The organism is Streptomyces nigrescens (assembly GCF_027626975.1).
GTDB lineage: Bacteria > Actinomycetota > Actinomycetes > Streptomycetales > Streptomycetaceae > Streptomyces > Streptomyces nigrescens.
Genome location: NZ_CP114203.1, coordinates 7,626,018 through 7,645,698 on the forward strand (window position 1 = coordinate 7,626,018; position 19,681 = coordinate 7,645,698).

Here is a 19,681-nt window from a genome sequence, read left to right on the forward strand (position 1 = left end):
GGGGTCCCACACCTGCAGTCCAGGAGATTCCGCAACCGTGGCATCCACGAACGACCTCAAGAACGGCATGGTGCTCAAGCTCGAAGGCGGCCAGCTCTGGTCCGTCGTCGAGTTCCAGCACGTCAAGCCCGGCAAGGGCCCCGCCTTTGTCCGCACGAAGCTCAAGAACGTGCTGTCCGGCAAGGTGGTGGACAAGACCTTCAACGCCGGCGTGAAGGTCGAGACGGCCACCGTCGACAAGCGCGGAATGCAGTTCTCGTACATGGACGGCGACTACTTCGTCTTCATGGACATGGACACCTACGACCAGCTGCACGTCGACCGCAAGTCCGTCGGTGACGCCGCGAACTACCTCATCGAGGGCTTCGAGGCGGTCGTGGCGCAGCACGAGGGCGAGGTGCTCTACGTCGAGCTCCCCGCCGCGGTCGAGCTGACCATCAAGCACACCGAGCCCGGTGTGCAGGGCGACCGCTCCACCGGCGGCTCCAAGCCCGCCGAGCTGGAGACCGGCTACTCCATCCAGGTGCCGCTCTTCATCACCACCGGTGAGAAGATCAAGGTCGACACCCGCACGGGCGACTACCTCGGCCGGGTGAACAGCTAACCGTGGCTGCCCGTACCAAGGCCCGTAAGCGCGCCTTCCAGATTCTCTTCGAGGCCGACCAGCGCGGTGCCGATGTGCAGTCCGTGCTCGCGGACTGGATGCGGCACGCCCGGACCGATCCCCGGCAGCCGCCGGTGAACGAGTACACCCTGCAGCTGGTCGAGGGATACGCGGACCATGTCAACCGCATCGATGAGCTGATCTCCACCTACGCGGTCGACTGGGACCTGGACCGGATGCCCGCGGCCGACCGCAGCATCGTGCGCCTCGGCGCCTACGAACTGCTCTGGGTGGACGACACGCCGGACGCGGTGGCGATCGACGAAGCGGTGCAGCTCGCCAAGGAGTTCTCCACGGACGACTCCCCGGCCTTCGTCAACGGCCTCCTCGGCCGGTTCAAGGAGCTGAAGCCGAGTCTGCGGCGCGAGGCGCAGTAGGCGGTCGGCAGAGCGTGTGAACGGGCCCGGAGCGAGGGGCAGTGCTCCGGGCCCTTCGCATGCCCGCAGAACGCCGTCAGAGGCTCTCGTGGGGGTACCGGCGAGAGCCTCTGACGCCCGGGAAGGCCGCCGGAATGCAGAACCGCCGCCCCGGAAGCCCGGAGCGGCGGTACGTTTCTGCAGGTACGAGGGGGGTCAGAGTTCCTCGTGTGACACGGCGCGGCGTGCATCGGCGTCGAGCACGCCCCAGCTGATCAGCTGCTCGGTCAGCACCGAGGGCGACTGGTCGTAGATGACCGCGAGGGTGCGCAGGTCGTCCTGGCGGATCGAGAGCACCTTGCCGTTGTAGTCACCGCGCTGGCTCTGGATGGTGGCGGCGTAGCGCTGCAGCGGGCCGGCCTTCTCCTGCGGGACATGGGCGAGGCGCTCCAGGTCGAGCACCAGCTTCGGCGGCGGCTCGGCCGCTCCGCCCGGTGTCGTGCCCGGCAGCAGCTCCTGCACCGGGACGCCGTAGAAGTCCGCCAGCTCGGCGAGGCGCTGCACGGTCACTGCGCGGTCACCGCGCTCGTACGAACCGACCACCACGGCCTTCCAGCGGCCCTGGGACTTCTCCTCGACGCCGTGGAGAGAAAGGCCCTGCTGGGTGCGGATGGCGCGGAGCTTGGCCCCGAGCTGTTTGGCGTATTCGCTGGACATAAAACTCCCCAGACGGCTGTATCGACATGCGGCTCCGCCGCGGGCTGGTAACTCACTGTGAGGTTACGCAGCGTAATCTGACTTCGTCAAGCGGAACGGGGCAGACCCTCACCCGTCAGGGGTGCGGACGGGTCCTGGAGGGCCTCCTGGTAGCCTGGGGCGCGTAATTCCGACGTCCTTTAAGGTCCGTCCCGTGAGGCGGAGAAGGAGGTCCGTTTCATATGGACGCAAGCAGTTCCGACACGACGGCTCAGCTCCCCGCACGCCCGGTGCTCGAAGGCCCGGACATCGCGCGGATGCTCACCCGTATCGCCCACGAGATCGTCGAGCGCGCCAAGGGCGCGGACGATGTGGTGCTCCTGGGGATCCCCACCCGCGGCGTCTTCCTCGCCCGGCGACTGGCCGCCAAGCTCGAAGAGATCACCGGCCGTACGGTCCCGGTCGGCTCGCTCGACATCACGATGTACCGCGACGACCTGCGCCTGGGCCCCGCCCGCACGCTCGCCCGCACGGACATCCCCGCCGACGGCATCGAGGGCAGGGTCGTCCTGCTCGTCGACGACGTCCTCTTCTCCGGGCGCACGATCCGCGCCGCGCTGGACGCGCTGGGCGACATCGGCCGGCCGCGCGCCGTGCAGCTGGCGGTCCTCGTCGACCGGGGGCACCGCGAACTGCCGATCCGCGCCGACTACGTGGGCAAGAACCTCCCCACGTCGCTGCGGGAGACGGTCAAGGTCCAGCTCACCGAGGAGGACGGCCGGGACGCCGTGCTGCTCGGCGTGAAGCACACCGCCCCGGCCGGCGAGCGATAGCGCACCGCGCAGCGACCCGGTGACCCCGGGCCCGCAGGCATGCCCGCTCAACGGACATTCCCGTACACCTCCTTCACCCACGGAGAAAACCGGATGAAGCGTCACCTCATCTCGGCCGCCGACCTCACGCGCGACGACGCCGTCCTGATCCTCGACACCGCCGAGGAGATGGCCCGGGTCGCCGACCGGCCGATCAAGAAGCTCCCCACCCTGCGCGGACGCACCGTCGTCAACCTCTTCTTCGAGGACTCGACCCGCACCCGCATCTCGTTCGAAGCCGCCGCCAAGCGGCTCTCCGCCGACGTCATCAACTTCTCCGCCAAGGGTTCCTCGGTCTCCAAGGGCGAGTCGCTCAAGGACACCGCCCTCACCCTGGAGGCGATGGGCGCGGACGCCGTCGTCATCCGGCACCACGACTCCGGCGCCCCGCACCGCCTGGCGACCTCCGGCTGGATCGGCGGCTCCGTGGTGAACGCCGGTGACGGCACGCACGAGCACCCCACCCAGGCACTGCTGGACGCCTTCACGATGCGCCGCCGCCTCGTCGGCGCCGACGCGGGCCTGGGCCAGGACCTCGCCGGCCGCCGCATCACCATCGTCGGCGACATCCTGCACAGCCGGGTCGCCCGCTCCAACGTCCATCTGCTGCACACCCTGGGTGCCGAGGTCACCCTGGTCGCGCCGCCGACGCTGGTGCCGATCGGGGTCGAGCAGTGGCCCTGCGAGGTCTCGTACGACCTGGACGCCGTGGTCGCCAAGTCCGACGCAGTGATGATGCTGCGCGTCCAGCGCGAGCGGATGAACGCGGCGTTCTTCCCGACCGAGCGGGAGTACGCGCGGCGCTACGGCCTGGACGGCGACCGGATGTCCCGGATGCCGGAGCACGCGATCGTGATGCACCCCGGCCCGATGAACCGCGGTATGGAGATCACCGCCGAGGTCGCCGACTCGCCGCGCTGCACGGCCGTCGAGCAGGTCACCAACGGCGTCAGCATCCGGATGGCCGTCCTGTATCTGCTGCTGGGCGGCAACGAGCCCGCCCTGACCGCCGGCAACGGCACCAGCACTCGCACCGAGGAGAGCAAGTAACCATGAGCAAGATCCTTATTCGCGGCGCGAAGGTCCTCGGTGGCGAGCCGCAGGACGTGCTGATCGACGGTGAGACCATCGCCGAGGTCGGGACCGGGCTGAGCGCCGAGGGCGCCCAGGTCATCGAGGCCGACGGCAAGATCCTGCTGCCGGGCCTGGTCGACCTGCACACCCATCTGCGCGAGCCGGGCCGCGAGGACTCCGAGACCGTGCTGACCGGCACCAAGGCGGCCGCGGTCGGCGGCTTCACCGCCGTGCACGCCATGGCCAACACCTTCCCCGTCGCGGACACCGCGGGCGTCGTCGAGCAGGTCTGGCGGCTGGGCAAGGAGTCCGGCTACTGCGACGTCCAGCCCATCGGTGCGGTCACCGTCGGCCTGGAGGGCAAGAAGCTCGCCGAGCTCGGCGCGATGCACGACTCGGCGGCCGGGGTGCGGGTCTTCTCCGACGACGGCAAGTGCGTGGACGACGCCGTGATCATGCGGCGCGCCCTGGAGTACGTGAAGGCCTTCGACGGTGTCGTCGCCCAGCACGCCCAGGAGCCCCGGCTCACCGAGGGTGCCCAGATGAACGAGGGCATCGTCTCCGCCGAGCTGGGCCTCGGCGGCTGGCCCGCGGTCGCCGAGGAGTCGATCATCGCCCGCGATGTGCTGCTCGCCGCGCACGTCGGCTCCCGGGTGCACATCTGCCACCTGTCGACGGCCGGCTCGGTCGAGATCGTCCGCTGGGCCAAGTCCAAGGGCTGGAACGTCACCGCCGAGGTCACCCCGCACCACCTGCTGCTCACCGACGAGCTCGTCCGCAGCTACAACCCCGTCTACAAGGTGAACCCGCCGCTGCGCACCGAGGCCGATGTCCTGGCGCTGCGCGAGGCGCTCGCCGACGGCACCATCGACTGCGTCGCCACCGACCACGCCCCGCACCCGCACGAGGACAAGGACTGCGAGTGGGGCGCGGCGGCCATGGGCATGGTCGGCCTGGAGACCGCGCTCTCCGTCGTCCAGCACACGATGGTCGACAGCGGCCTGCTGGACTGGGCCGGCGTCGCCGACCGGATGTCCTTCCGCCCGGCGCACATCGGCCGCCTGGAAGGCCACGGCCGCCCCGTCTCGGCTGGTGAGCCCGCCAACCTCACACTGCTCGATTCCGCTTACCGTGGAGAGGTGGACCCCGCGGGCTTCGCCTCCCGCAGCCGCAACACCCCCTACGAGGGCCGTGAGCTGCCGGGACGCGTCACCCACACCTTCCTGCGGGGCCGGGCAACGGTCGTCGACGGGAAGCTGGCGTGACTCCTCCACTGATCCACTTGGCCGAAGCGCAGAAGTCCGCGCCGGTCACCGACTGGGCCGCACGGATCGGCTGGGTCGTCGGTCTGCTGGTCTTCGTCGTCTTCGTCTACTGGCTGATGCGCCAGGGCTGGAAGTGGCGCGGCACGCTCCAGGGCGATCTGCCCGAGCTGCCCACCGCCCCTGCCGACGCGGGCGAGCCGAAGCTCAGGGCCGGCCCCTCGCCCGCCACCACCCCGAGTGGAGGCGGCAAGCCGCCGCTGACCATGTCTGGCCGCTACCACGGGTCCACGACCGCCGGGCAGTGGCTCGACCGGATCGTGGCGCGCGGTCTGGGCACCCGTAGCCGCGCCGAGCTGACCCTGACCGACCAGGGCCTGGACGTCGTACGGCCGGGCGCCGAGGACTTCTTCGTGCCGGCCGCCGCACTGCGCGGCGCCCGCCTCGACAAGGGCATCGCCGGCAAGGTCCTGCCCGAGGGCGGCCTGCTGATCGTCACCTGGCGGCACGGGGACAAGGAGATCGACTCCGGTTTCCGCTCCGACCGGGCGGGCGAGCACCCGGCCTGGGTCGCGGCCATCGACCGGCTGAGCACCACGCAGCAGGGCACCACCGAGCACAGCACCACCGAGCACCACACCAGCACCACCGAGCACACCGAAACGGAAGGCGCACGATGACGACCTCCACCAGGGGGACTGCCAAGATCCCCGCCGTACTCGTCCTGGAGGACGGCCGCACCTTCCGCGGCCGTGCCTACGGGGCCGTGGGGGAGACCTTCGGCGAAGCGGTGTTCTCCACCGGCATGACCGGCTATCAGGAGACGCTGACCGACCCCTCGTACCACCGCCAGGTCGTCGTCATGACCGCCCCGCACATCGGCAACACCGGTGTGAACGACGAGGACCCCGAGTCCGGGAGGATCTGGGTCTCCGGCTACGTCGTCCGCGACCCCGCCCGGCTCCCCTCCAACTGGCGCTCGGTGCGCTCGCTGGACGACGAGCTGGTCGCCCAGGGCGTCGTCGGCATCAGCGGCGTCGACACCCGTGCGCTGACCCGGCACCTGCGGGAGAGCGGTGCCATGCGGGTCGGCATCTTCTCCGGCGACGCGCTGCCCGACGAGGGCACGATGCTGGCCAAGGTGCGCCAGGCCCCTGAGATGCAGGGCGCCGACCTGTCCACGCAGGTCGCCACGGAGGAGTCCTACGTCGTCCCGGCGATCGGTACCAAGAAGTTCACCGTCGCCGCGATCGACCTGGGCATCAAGGGCATGACCCCGCACCGGATGGCCGAGCGCGGCATCGAGGTGCACGTGCTGCCCGCCACCGCCACCGTCGAGGACGTCTACGCGGTGAACCCGGACGGCGTGTTCTTCTCCAACGGCCCCGGCGACCCGGCCACCGCCGACCACCCGGTCTCCGTCATGCGCGGAGTGCTGGAGCGCAAGACGCCGCTGTTCGGCATCTGCTTCGGCAACCAGATCCTGGGCCGCGCACTGGGCTTCGGCACCTTCAAGCTCAAGTACGGGCACCGCGGCATCAACCAGCCGGTGCAGGACCGTACGACCGGCAAGGTCGAGGTCACCGCGCACAACCACGGTTTCGCCGTCGACGCCCCGCTCGACAAGGTCTCCGACACCCCCTTCGGCCGCGCCGAGGTCTCCCACGTCTGCCTCAACGACAACGTGGTGGAGGGTCTGCACCTCCTCGACCAGCCGGCCTTCAGCGTCCAGTACCACCCCGAAGCCGCAGCGGGTCCGCACGACGCCGCGTACCTCTTCGACCGCTTCGTATCCCTGATGGAGGGCCAGCGTGCCTAAGCGCACCGATATCCAGTCCGTCCTGGTCATCGGCTCCGGCCCGATCGTCATCGGCCAGGCCGCCGAGTTCGACTACTCCGGCACCCAGGCCTGCCGGGTCCTCAAGTCCGAGGGCCTGCGCGTCATCCTGGTGAACTCCAACCCGGCGACGATCATGACCGACCCGGAGATCGCCGACGCCACCTACGTCGAGCCGATCACCCCCGAGTTCGTCGAGAAGATCATCGCGAAGGAGCGCCCGGACGCGCTCCTGCCGACCCTGGGCGGCCAGACCGCCCTCAACACCGCCATCTCCCTCCACGAGGCCGGCACCCTCGACAAGTACAACGTCGAGCTGATCGGCGCGAACGTCGAGGCGATCAACAAGGGCGAGGACCGCGACCTCTTCAAGGAGGTCGTCGAGGCCGTCAACCGCAAGATCGGCCACGGCGAGTCCGCCCGCTCGGTCATCTGCCACTCCATGGACGACGTCCTGGCGGGCGTCGACGAGCTCGGCGGCTACCCCGTCGTCGTCCGTCCCTCCTTCACCATGGGCGGCGCCGGCTCCGGCTTCGCCCACGACGAGGAGGAGCTGCGCCGGATCGCCGGCCAGGGCCTGACGCTCTCGCCGACCACCGAGGTGCTCCTGGAGGAGTCCATCCTCGGCTGGAAGGAGTACGAGCTGGAGCTGATGCGCGACAAGAACGACAACGTCGTGGTCGTCTGCTCCATCGAGAACTTCGACCCGATGGGTGTGCACACCGGCGACTCGATCACCGTCGCGCCGTCGATGACGCTCACCGACCGGGAGTACCAGACCCTGCGGGACATCGGCATCGCGGTGATCCGCGAGGTCGGCGTGGACACCGGCGGCTGCAACATCCAGTTCGCGGTCAACCCCGAGGACGGCCGGGTCATCGTCATCGAGATGAACCCGCGGGTCTCCCGCTCGTCGGCCCTGGCCTCCAAGGCCACCGGCTTCCCGATCGCGAAGATCGCCGCCCGGCTCGCCGTCGGCTACACCCTCGACGAGATCCCCAACGACATCACCGAGAAGACCCCGGCGTCCTTCGAGCCGACCCTCGACTATGTCGTCGTCAAGGTGCCGCGCTTCGCCTTCGAGAAGTTCCCGGCCGCCGACGCCACGCTCACCACGACCATGAAGTCGGTCGGCGAGGCCATGGCCATCGGCCGTAACTTCCCCGAGGCGCTCAACAAGGCCCTGCGCTCCCTGGAGAAGAAGGGCAGCCAGTTCGACTTCGTCACCGAGCCGGGCGACAAGGCCGCGCTGCTGGAGAAGGCCAAGGTCCCGACCGACGGCCGGATCAACACCGTCATGGCGGCGATCCGGGCCGGTGCCACGCCCCAGGAGGTCTTCGACGCCACGAAGATCGACCCCTGGTTCGTCGACCAGCTCTTCCTCGTCAAGGAGATCGCGGACGAGATCGCGGCCGCCGAGAAGCTCCATCCGGAGATCCTTGCGGACGCAAAGCGCTACGGCTTCTCCGACGCCCAGATCGCCGCGATCCGCGGGCTGCGCGAGGACGTCGTCCGCGAGGTCCGGCACGCCCTCGGTGTCCGCCCGGTCTACAAGACGGTCGACACCTGCGCCGCCGAATTCGCCGCGAAGACGCCGTACTTCTACTCCTCCTACGACGAGGAGACCGAGGTCGCGCCCCGCGAGAAGCCGGCCGTGATCATCCTCGGCTCCGGCCCCAACCGCATCGGCCAGGGCATCGAGTTCGACTACTCCTGCGTCCACGCCTCGTTCGCGCTCAGCGACGCCGGCTACGAGACCGTGATGGTCAACTGCAACCCGGAGACCGTCTCGACGGACTACGACACCTCCGACCGCCTGTACTTCGAGCCGCTGACGCTGGAAGACGTCCTGGAGATCGTGCACGCCGAGACCCAGGCCGGCCCGGTCGCCGGTGTCGTCGTCCAGCTCGGCGGGCAGACCCCGCTGGGCCTGGCGCAGGCGCTCAAGGACAACGGTGTGCCGATCGTCGGCACCTCGCCCGAGGCGATCGACCTCGCCGAGGAGCGCGGCGCCTTCGGCCGGGTGCTGACCGAGGCCGGACTGCCGGCCCCCAAGTACGGCACCGCCTTCTCCTTCGCCGAGGCCAAGCAGATCGCCGCCGAGATCGGCTACCCGGTCATGGTCCGCCCGTCCTACGTGCTCGGCGGCCGCGGTATGGAGATCGTCTACGACGAGCCCTCGCTGGGGGAGTACCTCACCCGGCACGCCGGCCTGATCGACCGGCACCCGGTCCTCATCGACCGGTTCCTCGACGACGCCATAGAGATCGACGTCGACGCGCTCTACGACGGCCATGAGCTCTACCTCGGCGGCGTCATGGAGCACATCGAGGAGGCCGGTATCCACTCCGGCGACTCCGCCTGCGCGCTGCCCCCGATCACCCTCGGCGGCTTCGACATCAAGCGGCTGCGGGCATCGACGGAGGCCATCGCCAAGGGCGTCGGCGTCCGCGGACTGATCAACATCCAGTTCGCGATGGCCGGGGACATCCTCTACGTCCTGGAGGCCAACCCCCGCGCCTCTCGTACGGTGCCCTTCACCTCGAAGGCCACCGCCGTGCCGCTGGCCAAGGCCGCCGCCCGGATCTCGCTCGGCGCCACCATCGCCGAGCTGCGCGCCGAGGGCATGCTGCCGAAGGCCGGTGACGGCGGCACCCTGCCGCTGGACGCGCCGATCTCCGTCAAGGAGGCCGTGATGCCCTGGTCGCGGTTCCGCGACATCCACGGCCGCGGTGTGGACACCGTCCTGGGCCCGGAGATGCGCTCCACCGGCGAGGTCATGGGCATCGACTCGGTCTTCGGCACCGCCTACGCCAAGTCGCAGACCGGCGCCTACGGGGCGCTGCCCACCAAGGGCCGCGCGTTCGTCTCCGTCGCCAACCGCGACAAGCGCTCGATGATCTTCCCGGCCCGTGAGCTGGTCGCCCACGGCTTCGAGCTGCTCGCCACCTCCGGCACCGCCGAGGTGCTGCGCCGCAACGGCATCAACGCCACCGTGGTGCGCAAGCAGTCCGAGGGCGAGGGGCCGGACGGCGAGAGGACCATCGTCCAGCTGATCCACGACGGCCAGGTCGACCTGATCGTCAACACCCCCTACGGCACCGGCGGCCGGCTCGACGGCTACGACATCCGTACCGCCGCCGTCGCCCGCGGCGTCCCCTGCCTGACCACGGTCCAGGCGCTGGCCGCCGCCGTCCAGGGCATCGAGGCCGTGTCCCGCGGAGACGTGGGCGTGCGTTCCCTCCAGGAACACGCCGAACATCTCACCGCGGCCCGCGAGGAGTAGCGGCCAAGAGGGGGACACCGAAACGGTGTCCCCCTCTTCATGAGCCCCCCAGTTCCTCCTCAGCGCGGAAGGCACCACCCGACGATGTACCGCCTCTTCTTCCAACTGATCTTCAAGCGTATGGACCCCGAGAAGGCCCACCACCTGGCCTTCCGCTGGATCCAGCTGGCCGTGCGCCTCCCCGTGCTGCGCACCTTCCTCGCGGCCGCCCTCGCGCCCCGCTACAAGGAGCTGCGCACCGAGGCCCTGGGCCGCCGGATGCACGGCCCCTTCGGCCTGGCCGCCGGCTTCGACAAGAACGCCGTCGCCGTCGACGGGATGACCATGCTCGGCTTTGACCACGTCGAGATCGGCACGGTCACCGCCGAGCCGCAGCCCGGCAACCCCAAGAAGCGCCTCTTCCGGCTCGTACCGGACCGCGCGCTGATCAACCGGATGGGGTTCAACAACGAGGGCTCCGCGTCCGTGGCGGCCCGTCTGGCGGCCCGTAACCCGGTCTTCCCGGCCACCGTCGGCGTCAACATCGGCAAGACCAAGGTCGTCCCGGAGGCTGAGGCGACCGCCGACTACGTCACCTCCACCGAGCGGCTCGCCCGGCACGCCGACTACCTGGTCGTCAATGTCTCCTCCCCGAACACCCCCGGGCTGCGCAACCTCCAGGCCGTCGAGCATCTGCGCCCGCTGCTGACCGCGGTCCGCGAGGCCGCCGACCGTACGGTCACCGACCGCCGGGTCCCGCTGCTGGTCAAGATCGCCCCGGACCTCGCCGACGCGGACGTGGACGCGGTCGCCGACCTCGCCGTCGAGCTCGGCCTGGACGGGATCATCGCCACCAACACCACCATCGCCCGCGACGGGCTCGGGCTGACCTCCGACCCGAAGCTGATCGCCGAGACCGGCGGACTGTCCGGCGCGCCCGTCAAGGAGCGCTCCCTGGAGGTCCTGCGCCGCCTCTACGCCCGTGTCGGCGACAAGATCACCCTCATCGGGGTCGGCGGCATCGAGAACGCCGAGGACGCCTGGCAGCGCATCCTCGCCGGCGCCACCCTCGTCCAGGGCTACAGCGCCTTCATCTACCAGGGCCCGTTCTGGTGCCGTGCGATCCACAAGGGGCTGGCCGCCCGTCTGCGCAACAGCCCCTACGCCACCCTCGCCGACGCCGTCGGCGCCGAGCACAAGAAGGTGACCGCATGACCCTGCCCTTCGGTACGCGCCTTCGGCAGGCCATGGACGAGCGCGGCCCGCTCTGCGTCGGGATCGACCCGCACGCCTCGCTGCTGGCCGACTGGGGCCTGAACGACGATGTCGCGGGCCTGGCGCGGTTCACGCGCACGGTCGTGGAGGCCCTCGGCGAGACGGTCGCCGTTTTCAAGCCGCAGTCCGCGTTCTTCGAGCGCTTCGGCTCGCGCGGTCTGGCCGTCCTGGAGACCGCCGTCGTCGAGGCGCGCGAGCGCGGTGCCCTGGTCCTGATGGACGCCAAGCGCGGCGACATCGGTTCCACCATGGCCGCCTACGCCGAGACCTTCCTGCGCAAGGACTCACCGCTGTTCTCGGACGCCCTGACGGTCTCCCCGTACCTCGGCTACGGCTCGCTCCGGCCGGCCGTCGACCTGGCCCGCGAGAGCGGCGCCGGACTCTTCGTCCTCGCCCTCACCTCCAACCCGGAGGGTGCGGAGGTCCAGCGGGCGGTGCGCGAGGACGGCAGGACCCTCGCGGCGACGATGCTCGGCCATCTTGCCGCCGAGAACGCCGGTGCCGAGCCGCTGGGCTCCTTCGGCGCGGTCGTCGGCGCCACGCTCGGCGATCTCTCCTCGTTCGATCTGGCGATCAACGGCCCGCTGCTCGCCCCCGGCATCGGCGCGCAGGGCGCCACCCCCGCCGACCTGCCGAAGGTGTTCGGGGACGCCGTACGCAATGTCGTCCCGAGCGTCAGCCGGGGTGTCCTTCGGCACGGTCCGGACGCCGCCGCACTGCGCGCCGCGGCGGACCGATTCGCCGACGAAGTGCGCACCGCGCTCGGCTGAAGCCCGTCAGACGGGGAATTTGGTCCCGAATTGTCCTGGTCAGCAGAGTCTGACCAGGACTTTTCGTCTGTTCTCGCTGACTCCGGCGCCCTCGGCCGCTAGTCTCCGTCGAGAGCACTGCACGTAAGCGCGTTGCTCGTTGCTCCGCACGTGTGGGGTGACTAGGTTCCACACTGGTCCGTATCCGACAGTTCGACATCCGAGGTGACGTAGGCGTGGCTCTTCCGCCCCTTACCCCTGAACAGCGCGCAGCCGCGCTCGAGAAGGCCGCCGCGGCTCGCCGGGAGCGCGCCGAGGTCAAGAATCGGCTCAAGCACTCCGGTGCTTCCCTCCATGAGGTCATCAAGCAGGGCCAGGAGAACGACGTCATCGGCAAGATGAAGGTCTCCGCCCTCTTGGAGTCCCTGCCGGGCGTCGGCAAGGTCCGCGCCAAGCAGATCATGGAGCGGCTCGGCATCTCCGAAAGCCGCCGTGTCCGGGGTCTTGGCTCCAACCAGATCGCGTCGCTGGAGCGCGAGTTCGGCAGCACCGCTTCCTGAATTTTCCGGCATCACCGGGAAGCTGGAATAATCGCTGCATGAGTTCTGCAGTCTCCCGGGGGACGACCCCCGCGCCCCCGGCCAGACAACCGCGACTGACCGTGCTCTCCGGCCCCTCCGGGGTCGGCAAGAGCACGGTCGTCGCGCATATGCGCAAGGTGCACCCCGAGGTCTGGCTTTCGGTTTCGGCCACCACCCGCAAGCCGCGCCCCGGGGAGCAGCACGGCGTCCATTACTTCTTCGTCGAGGACGAGGAGTTCGACAAGCTCATCGCCAATGGTGAGCTGCTCGAATGGGCCGAGTTCGCGGGCAACCGCTACGGCACCCCCCGCAAGGCGGTGCTGGACCGGCTGGAGTCCGGGGAGCCGGTCCTGCTGGAGATCGATCTGCAGGGCGCCCGCCAGGTCCGCGCCTCCATGGCGGAGGCCGAGCTGGTCTTCCTGGCCCCGCCGAGCTGGGACGAGCTGGTCCGCCGGCTCACCGGACGGGGCACGGAGGCGCCGGAGGTCATCGAGCGCCGGCTGGCCGCCGCCAGGGTTGAGCTGGCAGCGGAGAAAGAGTTCGATGTGACGCTTGTCAACACCTCCGTCGAGGACGTCAGCCGCGAGCTGCTAGCCTTGATGCTGAATCGATCCGGGGACCGGAACACCAGCGGATGACCGCGCAGCTCCCCGGATCGTCCGAGACTTTTTGCTACACCCCCGCTTCATCCCCCTTCGGAAGGTAGAGAGTGTCCTCTTCCATCACTGCACCCGAGGGCATCATCAACCCGCCCATTGATGAGCTTCTCGAGGCCACCGATTCGAAGTACAGCCTTGTGATCTACGCCGCCAAGCGCGCGCGCCAGATCAACGCGTACTACTCGCAGCTCGGCGAGGGCCTGCTGGAGTACGTCGGCCCCCTCGTGGACACGCACGTCCACGAGAAGCCCCTGTCGATCGCGCTCCGCGAGATCAACGCGGGCCTGCTGACCTCCGAGGCCATCGAGGGCCCCGCCCAGTAAGCAGCTGAACGATTCACCAAGGGCCCGGCGGAGCGACCGCCGGGCCCTTGGTGTGTCATAGGGGCATACGGACGGACCTAGGTCGGGGAGCGGCGGAGCGATGGACAAGCGGGAGCGGGAGCGGCCCAGGGTCGTCCTGGGGGTCAGCGGCGGGATCGCCGCGTACAAGGCGTGCGAGCTGCTGCGGCGGCTGACCGAGTCCGGGCACGACGTACGGGTGGTGCCGACCGCTTCGGCGCTGCACTTCGTCGGGGAGGCCACCTGGTCGGCGCTGTCCGGCAACCCGGCAGGCACCGAGGTCTGGGAGTCCGTCCACGAGGTCCCGCACGTCCGTATCGGCCAGGCCGCCGATCTCGTCGTGGTCGCCCCCGCCACCGCCGACCTGCTGGCCAAGGCCGCCCACGGCCTCGCCGACGATCTGCTGACCAACACCCTGCTCACCGCGCGCTGTCCGGTGATCTTCGCGCCCGCGATGCACACCGAGATGTGGGAGAACCCCGCCACCCAGGAGAACGTCGCCACGCTGCGCCGCCGTGGCGCGCTGGTCATCGAGCCCGCGGTCGGCCGGCTGACCGGCGTCGACACCGGTAAGGGCCGCTTCCCCGACCCGGTCGAGATCTTCGAGTTCTGCCGCCGGGTGCTGGCCCGCGGCGCCCGGGCGACGGAGCAGGATCTCGCCGGGCGCCATGTCGTCATCAGCGCGGGCGGTACCCGCGAGCCGCTGGATCCCGTCCGCTACCTGGGCAACCGCTCCTCCGGCAAGCAGGGCTACGCGCTCGCCCGTACGGCGGTGGCCCGCGGCGCCCGGGTCACCCTGGTCGCGGGCAACACCGAGCTGCCCGATCCGGCCGGTGTGGACGTGATCCACATCGGTACGGCCCGTCAGCTCCGTGAGGCCGTGCTGAAGGCCGCCGCGGAGGCCGACGCGGTGGTCATGGCCGCCGCGGTCGCCGATTTCCGCCCCGCCGTCTACGCCACCGGCAAGATCAAGAAGGTCGAGGGCCAGGAGCCGGAACCCATTGCCTTGGTGCGAAATCCGGACATCCTCGCCGAGCTCTCCGCCGAGCGGGCCCACCCGGGCCAGCTCGTGGTCGGCTTCGCCGCGGAGACCGACGAGGTGCTCGCCAACGGCCGCGCCAAGCTCGCCCGCAAGGGCTGTGACCTGCTGGTCGTCAACGAGGTCGGCGAGCACAAGGCCTTCGGCTCGGCGGAGAACGAAGCAGTGATCCTCGCCACCGACGGAACCGAGACCCCGGTGCCGTACGGACCCAAGGAAACCCTGGCCGACACGGTCTGGGACCTGGTCGCACCCCGCCTGGCCGAGACTCGTCGCTGAGGCGCCGAATCGGCCGCGGAATCACTCCGTCGGCCCTGCAAAATCGGGCATGTCCCCTTGACCCGGCACATCCTCAAGGTGATCGTCACTACCGTAAGTCGCGGTGTCCCAGGTCACGAGGGGTCCATAAATCGAGACCGTGTGCCCGAACGCCGCATCCGACCGATAAACTGGCGAGTGGATCGGGCCGAGCGCAGCTCTCGGCCCTTCCGCCAATGATCAGCCAGCAGCCGCTGCAACCCCAGGGAGCGATGTGTCCCGCCGCCTGTTCACCTCGGAGTCCGTCACCGAGGGCCACCCCGACAAGATCGCTGACCAGATCAGCGACACCATCCTCGACGCTCTCCTCAAGGAAGACCCGACCTCCCGGGTCGCCGTGGAGACGTTGATCACCACCGGCCTGGTGCACGTGGCCGGCGAGGTGACGACGAAGGCGTACGCCGACATCCCCAACCTCGTCCGCAACAAGATCCTGGACATCGGATACGACTCGTCCAAGAAGGGCTTCGACGGCGCTTCCTGTGGCGTCTCGGTGTCCATCGGCGCGCAGTCCCCGGACATCGCCCAGGGCGTCGACACCGCGTACGAGAACCGCGTCGAGGGCGATGACGACGAGCTGGACAGGCAGGGCGCCGGCGACCAGGGCCTGATGTTCGGCTATGCCTGCGACGAGACCCCGGAGCTGATGCCGCTCCCGATCAACCTCGCGCACCGGCTCTCCCGCCGTCTCTCCGAGGTCCGCAAGAACGGCACCATCCCCTACCTCCGCCCCGACGGCAAGACCCAGGTCACCATCGAGTACGACGGCCACAAGGCCGTCCGCCTCGACACCGTCGTGGTCTCCTCGCAGCACGCCAGCGACATCGACCTCGACTCGCTGCTCGCGCCCGACATCCGCGAGTTCGTCGTCGAGCACGTCCTCAACCAGCTGGTCGAGGACGGCATCAAGCTGGACACCGACGGCTACCGTCTGCTGGTCAACCCGACCGGGCGCTTCGAGATCGGCGGCCCCATGGGTGACGCCGGCCTGACCGGCCGCAAGATCATCATCGACACCTACGGCGGTATGGCCCGCCACGGTGGCGGCGCCTTCTCCGGCAAGGACCCGTCCAAGGTCGACCGCTCGGCCGCCTACGCGATGCGCTGGGTCGCCAAGAACGTCGTCGCCGCCGGCCTCGCGGCCCGCTGCGAGGTCCAGGTCGCCTACGCCATCGGCAAGGCCGAGCCGGTCGGTCTCTTCGTCGAGACCTTCGGCACCGCGACCGTCGACACCGACAAGATCGAGCAGGCCATCGGTGAGGTCTTCGACCTCCGTCCGGCGGCCATCATCCGCGATCTCGACCTGCTCCGTCCCATCTACGCGGAGACCGCCGCGTACGGCCACTTCGGCCGTGAGCTGGAGGACTTCACCTGGGAGCGCACGGACCGGGTGGAGGCGCTGAAGAAGGCCGCGGGGCTGTAAGTCCCGTATCGCCCGTGTGATGCGCCACGGCCCCGGACCGCCGAGCGGTCCGGGGCCGTCGGCTGTCCACAGCCCGCCCGGCACTGTCGGTGCGGTCTGCTAAGACTGATGCTGTGAGCAGGGAGAACGGGCGACCGGAGGCGGGGGCGTCGGATGCGGGCGAGCAGTTGGCCCTCATCCGGGAGGCCGTGCGGGAGACCAAGGCCGAGCGGGCGAAACCGCGGACCTGGCGGGGGGCCGAGCTGGCCGCCGAGCTGCCGGTGGCGCGGGTGCTGGTCGACAAGGGGCTGGTGCACCTCGACCGGTATTTCGACTACGCGGTCCCGGCGGCGATGGATCACGAGGCGCAGCCCGGGGTGCGGGTCCGGGTGCGCTTCGGGGCGGGGGAGAAGGGCGGCCGGCGCGAGGGCGGCAAGCTGGTCAGCGGGTTCATCGTGGAGCGGGTCGCCGAGAGCGAGTACCGAGGGGTGCTCGCCCCGATCGCGCAGGTGCTGTCCTCCGAGCGGGTGCTGACGCCCGAGCTGCTGGGGCTGTGCCGGTCGGTCGCGGACCGCTATGCCGGGACGCTCGCCGATGTGGTGCAGCTGGCGGTGCCCCCACGACGGGCGCGCGCGGAGGCCAAGCCGTCGCCCGCCCCCTTGCCGCCGAACTCGCCACCGGAACCGGGAAGTTGGGAGCGCTATGGCGCGGGCGCCGGATTTCTGGCGGCGCTGACCAGGGGAGACGCGCCGCGGGCGGTGTGGACGGCGCTGCCCGGGGCGACCTGGCCGCAGGAGCTGGCGCGGGCGGTGGCCGCGGCGCTGGCGGGCGGGCGTGGTGCGCTGGTGGTGGTGCCGGACGGGCGGGCCGCGGCCCGGGTGGACGCGGCGCTCGGCGAGCTGGTCGGAGCGGACCGGCATGTGCTGCTGACCGCCGACGCCGGGCCCGAGGAGCGCTATCGCCGCTGGCTGGCGGTCAGCCGTGGCGCGGTGCGCGCCGTGGTGGGGACCCGGGCGGCGATGTTCGCACCGGTCGCCGATCTGGGCCTGGTCGCCCTCTGGGACGACGGGGACGCCAGCCACAGCGATCCGCATGCCCCGCAGCCGCATGCCCGTGAGGTCCTCATCCAGCGGTCGGTCCATGAGCGCGCAGGATTCCTGCTCGGCGGGCTGAGCTGCACGGTCGAGGCGGCCCAGCTGGTCGAGACGGGCTGGGCCCGCCCGCTGACCGCCGAGCGCGAACAGGTGCGGGCCGCGGCGCCTCTGGTGCGTACGGTCAGCGACGGTGACGAAGCCCGGGACGCCGCCGCGCGCGCCGCCCGGCTGCCGACGATGGCCTGGCAGGTGGTGCGGGAGGGCCTCCAGCGCGGACCGGTGCTCATCCAGGTTCCGCGCCGCGGATATGCGCCCCGGCTGGCGTGCGAACGGTGCCGTACCCCCGCGCGCTGCCGGGCCTGCGCGGGCCCGCTGGAGTCGCAGGACGCCGGTGAGCTGTGCTGCGCATGGTGCGGCCGGCCGGAGCCGGACTGGCACTGTTCCGAGTGCGGCGGTGCCCGGCTGCGGGCCCAGATCGTGGGCGCGCGGCGGACGGCGGAGGAGCTGGGCCGGGTGTTCCCGGCGGTTCCTGTGCGGACCTCGGGGCGGGATCATGTGCTGGCCACGGTGCCGGGAGCCCCGGCGCTCGTGGTGAGTACACCCGGCGCGGAGCCGGTGGCCGAGGGCGGCGGGTATGCGGCCGCGCTGCTGCTGGACGGCTGGGCGCTGCTGGGGCGGCCGGATCTGCGGGCGGGGGAGGAGGCGCTGCGCCGCTGGCTGGGCGCCGCCGCGCTGGTCCGCGGCCAGGCGGAGGGCGGCACTGTCGCGGTGATCGCGGAGCCGACGCTGCGGCCGGTGCAGGCGCTGGTGCGCTGGGACCCGGTCGGCCATGCGGTCCGTGAACTGGCCGAGCGGGCCGAGCTGGGCTTCCCTCCGGTGTCCCGGATGGCCTCCGTGGCCGGCCGCGTCGAGGACGTCACCGAGCTGCTGAGATCCGCCGAACTCCCCGCGGGAGCCGAGGTGTTGGGCCCCGTACCGCTGCCGGTTCCGGACCCCGCGCGCCCGCGCCGGCCGGGCGATCCGCCGCCGGGCGAGCAGTGGGAGCGCGCGCTGGTCCGGGTCCGCCCCGGCCAGGGCGCGGCCCTCGCCGCCGCGCTCAAGGCCGCCCGCGCGGCCCGGTTGGTCAAGCGGGAGGGCGAGGCCGTACGGGTCCGGATCGATCCGCCCGATCTGGGGTGAGCGCCCGCGGGGGCGGGCGCGGGCGGTCCGGCCGGGGTGCGAGCGCCTGGCGGTGCGAGGAGGCGGCGCTCTGGGCTGCGAACGGCCCCCGCGACGCTGCGTGTGACTGCCCGCCTGCCGGCCTGCCCGCCGCTGTGTCCGCCTGCCCGCTGCCGCAACCGCGCGTACCGCCACCGGACATGACGCATCCCGGCCATGGCGCTTCCCCGAACATGCCCCCGCCCCGGACACGACCCCGCCCCGGACATGGCGCCGCCCCGGGACCAGGTCGGCGTCCCGGGGCGTTGGCGAGCGGCGTGGGGGCGAAGGCGCCCGGTGTCGCGGGTGGTTCAGCCGTTGCGGGGGCCGGGAAAGGCGCCCGGCCGGGCCGGTTCGTCGCGGGCGGCCGCGGAGGGCTGCGCGGGCATGGACCGGGCGGCCGGGACGGACGCGGGGCCGGGCAGCCCCGCGGCCACGGTCACCGCACGGGGCGCGGAGGGCTCGGGCGAACGCACCACCGGCTCGGCGCCGTTGGCCTCCGCTGCGGGCTGGGCAGCGGCTCTGCGGGCGCCGTAACGGCGGTGTACGGCCTGTTTGGTGACGCCGAGCGCCGAGCCCACCGCGTCCCAGGAGAATCCCAGCGAACGGTCGAAGTCGACGGCGGCCGTGACAAGGGTTTCGACGCTGTCCCGCAGCTCCTGGGCGAGGCGCACCGTCGGAGCGGGCGCGCGTCCGTAGACGACGAAGCCCGCGGAGGGGCCCGTGCGACGCGGCCGGTAGACGTTGCCGAGCTGAGCGGTCAGCGTGCGCAGTGCGTCCACCTGCCGGCGCACCCGCTCGATGTCCCGCACCAGGAGATGCAGGCTGGCGCGCGCCTGGGCGTCGTGGGTTGCGTGGTCGGCCATGAGCAAGCCTCTCGAACCGGCGTGGAAAAGGAAGGATGCAAGCGAGCGGGCCGCCAAAGCGGCCCGGTCGGGTCAATGCTGTTTGACCAACGCGACAGCAGCGGCTCTGGTCACGGTATGGGGGCGTACGAGCT

18 protein-coding genes are annotated in these 19,681 nt (G+C 70.9%); 16 read left to right on the forward strand and 2 right to left on the reverse strand.

The window, feature by feature from the left end:
• The first annotated feature begins 37 nt into the window (after positions 1-37).
• Positions 38-604: an elongation factor P gene (gene efp / locus STRNI_RS33845; protein WP_127149914.1), complete on the forward strand. Its 567-nt coding sequence runs from the start codon at positions 38-40 to the stop codon at positions 602-604.
• Positions 605-606: 2 nt separating this feature from the next.
• Entirely contained in the window at positions 607-1,041 is a 435-nt protein-coding gene (nusB, locus tag STRNI_RS33850) for a transcription antitermination factor NusB (protein ID WP_018087606.1), read from the forward strand.
• 195 nt (positions 1,042-1,236) lie between these two features.
• On the opposite strand, the gene bldD is transcribed toward nusB, so the two are convergent.
• Positions 1,237-1,737, reverse strand: coding sequence for a transcriptional regulator BldD (bldD, locus tag STRNI_RS33855; RefSeq protein WP_018087605.1), 501 nt, complete (start codon positions 1,735-1,737; stop codon positions 1,237-1,239).
• Between the two features lie 221 nt (positions 1,738-1,958).
• Between bldD and pyrR the strand changes: the two genes are divergently transcribed.
• The 14 genes from pyrR (at position 1,959) to STRNI_RS33925 (ending at position 18,663) form a co-directional block, all read left to right on the forward strand.
• Positions 1,959-2,549, forward strand: coding sequence for a bifunctional pyr operon transcriptional regulator/uracil phosphoribosyltransferase PyrR (gene pyrR, locus STRNI_RS33860; protein ID WP_018087604.1), 591 nt, complete (start codon positions 1,959-1,961; stop codon positions 2,547-2,549).
• Positions 2,550-2,642: 93 nt separating this feature from the next.
• The gene (locus STRNI_RS33865) at positions 2,643-3,638 is read left to right on the forward strand and encodes an aspartate carbamoyltransferase catalytic subunit (protein ID WP_018087603.1); all 996 of its coding nucleotides are present in this window, start codon (positions 2,643-2,645) and stop codon (positions 3,636-3,638) included.
• A gap of 2 nt (positions 3,639-3,640) precedes the next feature.
• The gene (locus STRNI_RS33870) at positions 3,641-4,927 is read left to right on the forward strand and encodes a dihydroorotase (RefSeq protein ID WP_109888497.1); all 1,287 of its coding nucleotides are present in this window, start codon (positions 3,641-3,643) and stop codon (positions 4,925-4,927) included.
• Positions 4,924-5,604: a PH-like domain-containing protein gene (locus tag STRNI_RS33875; protein WP_159489743.1), complete on the forward strand. Its 681-nt coding sequence runs from the start codon at positions 4,924-4,926 to the stop codon at positions 5,602-5,604. Before STRNI_RS33870 ends, STRNI_RS33875 begins: the two co-directional genes overlap by 4 nt.
• The gene (carA, locus tag STRNI_RS33880; protein WP_018087600.1) at positions 5,601-6,743 is read left to right on the forward strand and encodes a glutamine-hydrolyzing carbamoyl-phosphate synthase small subunit; all 1,143 of its coding nucleotides are present in this window, start codon (positions 5,601-5,603) and stop codon (positions 6,741-6,743) included. The genes STRNI_RS33875 and carA overlap by 4 nt, the downstream gene beginning before the upstream one ends.
• Positions 6,736-10,047: a carbamoyl-phosphate synthase large subunit gene (gene carB, locus STRNI_RS33885; protein WP_277412575.1), complete on the forward strand. Its 3,312-nt coding sequence runs from the start codon at positions 6,736-6,738 to the stop codon at positions 10,045-10,047. Before carA ends, carB begins: the two co-directional genes overlap by 8 nt.
• 84 nt (positions 10,048-10,131) lie before the next feature.
• Positions 10,132-11,241: a quinone-dependent dihydroorotate dehydrogenase gene (locus tag STRNI_RS33890; protein ID WP_159489739.1), complete on the forward strand. Its 1,110-nt coding sequence runs from the start codon at positions 10,132-10,134 to the stop codon at positions 11,239-11,241.
• Positions 11,238-12,071 (forward strand): orotidine-5'-phosphate decarboxylase, encoded by an 834-nt coding sequence (gene pyrF / locus STRNI_RS33895; RefSeq protein ID WP_109888483.1) that lies wholly within the window; start codon positions 11,238-11,240, stop codon positions 12,069-12,071. The genes STRNI_RS33890 and pyrF overlap by 4 nt, the downstream gene beginning before the upstream one ends.
• A gap of 215 nt (positions 12,072-12,286) precedes the next feature.
• Complete coding sequence (locus STRNI_RS33900) at positions 12,287-12,610, forward strand: integration host factor (RefSeq protein WP_006607450.1); 324 nt, start codon at positions 12,287-12,289, stop codon at positions 12,608-12,610.
• 38 nt (positions 12,611-12,648) lie between these two features.
• Positions 12,649-13,269 (forward strand): guanylate kinase, encoded by a 621-nt coding sequence (gmk, locus tag STRNI_RS33905; protein ID WP_078518484.1) that lies wholly within the window; start codon positions 12,649-12,651, stop codon positions 13,267-13,269.
• Between the two features lie 71 nt (positions 13,270-13,340).
• Positions 13,341-13,613, forward strand: a complete 273-nt coding sequence (gene rpoZ / locus STRNI_RS33910) for a DNA-directed RNA polymerase subunit omega (RefSeq protein WP_005319902.1) — start codon at positions 13,341-13,343, stop codon at positions 13,611-13,613.
• 100 nt (positions 13,614-13,713) lie between these two features.
• Entirely contained in the window at positions 13,714-14,949 is a 1,236-nt protein-coding gene (gene coaBC, locus STRNI_RS33915) for a bifunctional phosphopantothenoylcysteine decarboxylase/phosphopantothenate--cysteine ligase CoaBC (RefSeq protein ID WP_093644724.1), read from the forward strand.
• Between the two features lie 253 nt (positions 14,950-15,202).
• Positions 15,203-16,411, forward strand: coding sequence for a methionine adenosyltransferase (gene metK, locus STRNI_RS33920; protein WP_018087594.1), 1,209 nt, complete (start codon positions 15,203-15,205; stop codon positions 16,409-16,411).
• 113 nt (positions 16,412-16,524) lie between these two features.
• On the forward strand, positions 16,525-18,663 hold the full coding sequence (locus tag STRNI_RS33925; protein ID WP_026169276.1) for a primosomal protein N': 2,139 nt from the start codon (positions 16,525-16,527) through the stop codon (positions 18,661-18,663).
• A 329-nt stretch (positions 18,664-18,992) separates the two neighbouring features.
• Here STRNI_RS33925 and STRNI_RS33930 read toward each other — a convergent pair whose 3' ends face one another.
• On the reverse strand, positions 18,993-19,547 hold the full coding sequence (locus tag STRNI_RS33930; RefSeq protein ID WP_018087592.1) for a hypothetical protein: 555 nt from the start codon (positions 19,545-19,547) through the stop codon (positions 18,993-18,995).
• Between the last annotated feature and the right edge of the window lie 134 nt (positions 19,548-19,681).

Excerpts from the sequence above, each read along its gene's own strand:
- bldD (WP_018087605.1), bottom strand. The coding sequence starts at position 1,737 with ATGTCCAGCGAATACGCCAAACAGCTCGGGGCCAAGCTCCGCGCCATC.
- pyrR (WP_018087604.1), top strand. The coding sequence starts at position 1,959 with ATGGACGCAAGCAGTTCCGACACGACGGCTCAGCTCCCCGCACGCCCG.
- STRNI_RS33865 (WP_018087603.1), top strand. The coding sequence starts at position 2,643 with ATGAAGCGTCACCTCATCTCGGCCGCCGACCTCACGCGCGACGACGCC.
- STRNI_RS33870 (WP_109888497.1), top strand. The coding sequence starts at position 3,641 with ATGAGCAAGATCCTTATTCGCGGCGCGAAGGTCCTCGGTGGCGAGCCG.
- carA (WP_018087600.1), top strand. The coding sequence starts at position 5,601 with ATGACGACCTCCACCAGGGGGACTGCCAAGATCCCCGCCGTACTCGTC.
- STRNI_RS33890 (WP_159489739.1), top strand. The coding sequence starts at position 10,132 with ATGTACCGCCTCTTCTTCCAACTGATCTTCAAGCGTATGGACCCCGAG.
- pyrF (WP_109888483.1), top strand. The coding sequence starts at position 11,238 with ATGACCCTGCCCTTCGGTACGCGCCTTCGGCAGGCCATGGACGAGCGC.
- gmk (WP_078518484.1), top strand. The coding sequence starts at position 12,649 with ATGAGTTCTGCAGTCTCCCGGGGGACGACCCCCGCGCCCCCGGCCAGA.
- coaBC (WP_093644724.1), top strand. The coding sequence starts at position 13,714 with ATGGACAAGCGGGAGCGGGAGCGGCCCAGGGTCGTCCTGGGGGTCAGC.
- STRNI_RS33930 (WP_018087592.1), bottom strand. The coding sequence starts at position 19,547 with ATGGCCGACCACGCAACCCACGACGCCCAGGCGCGCGCCAGCCTGCAT.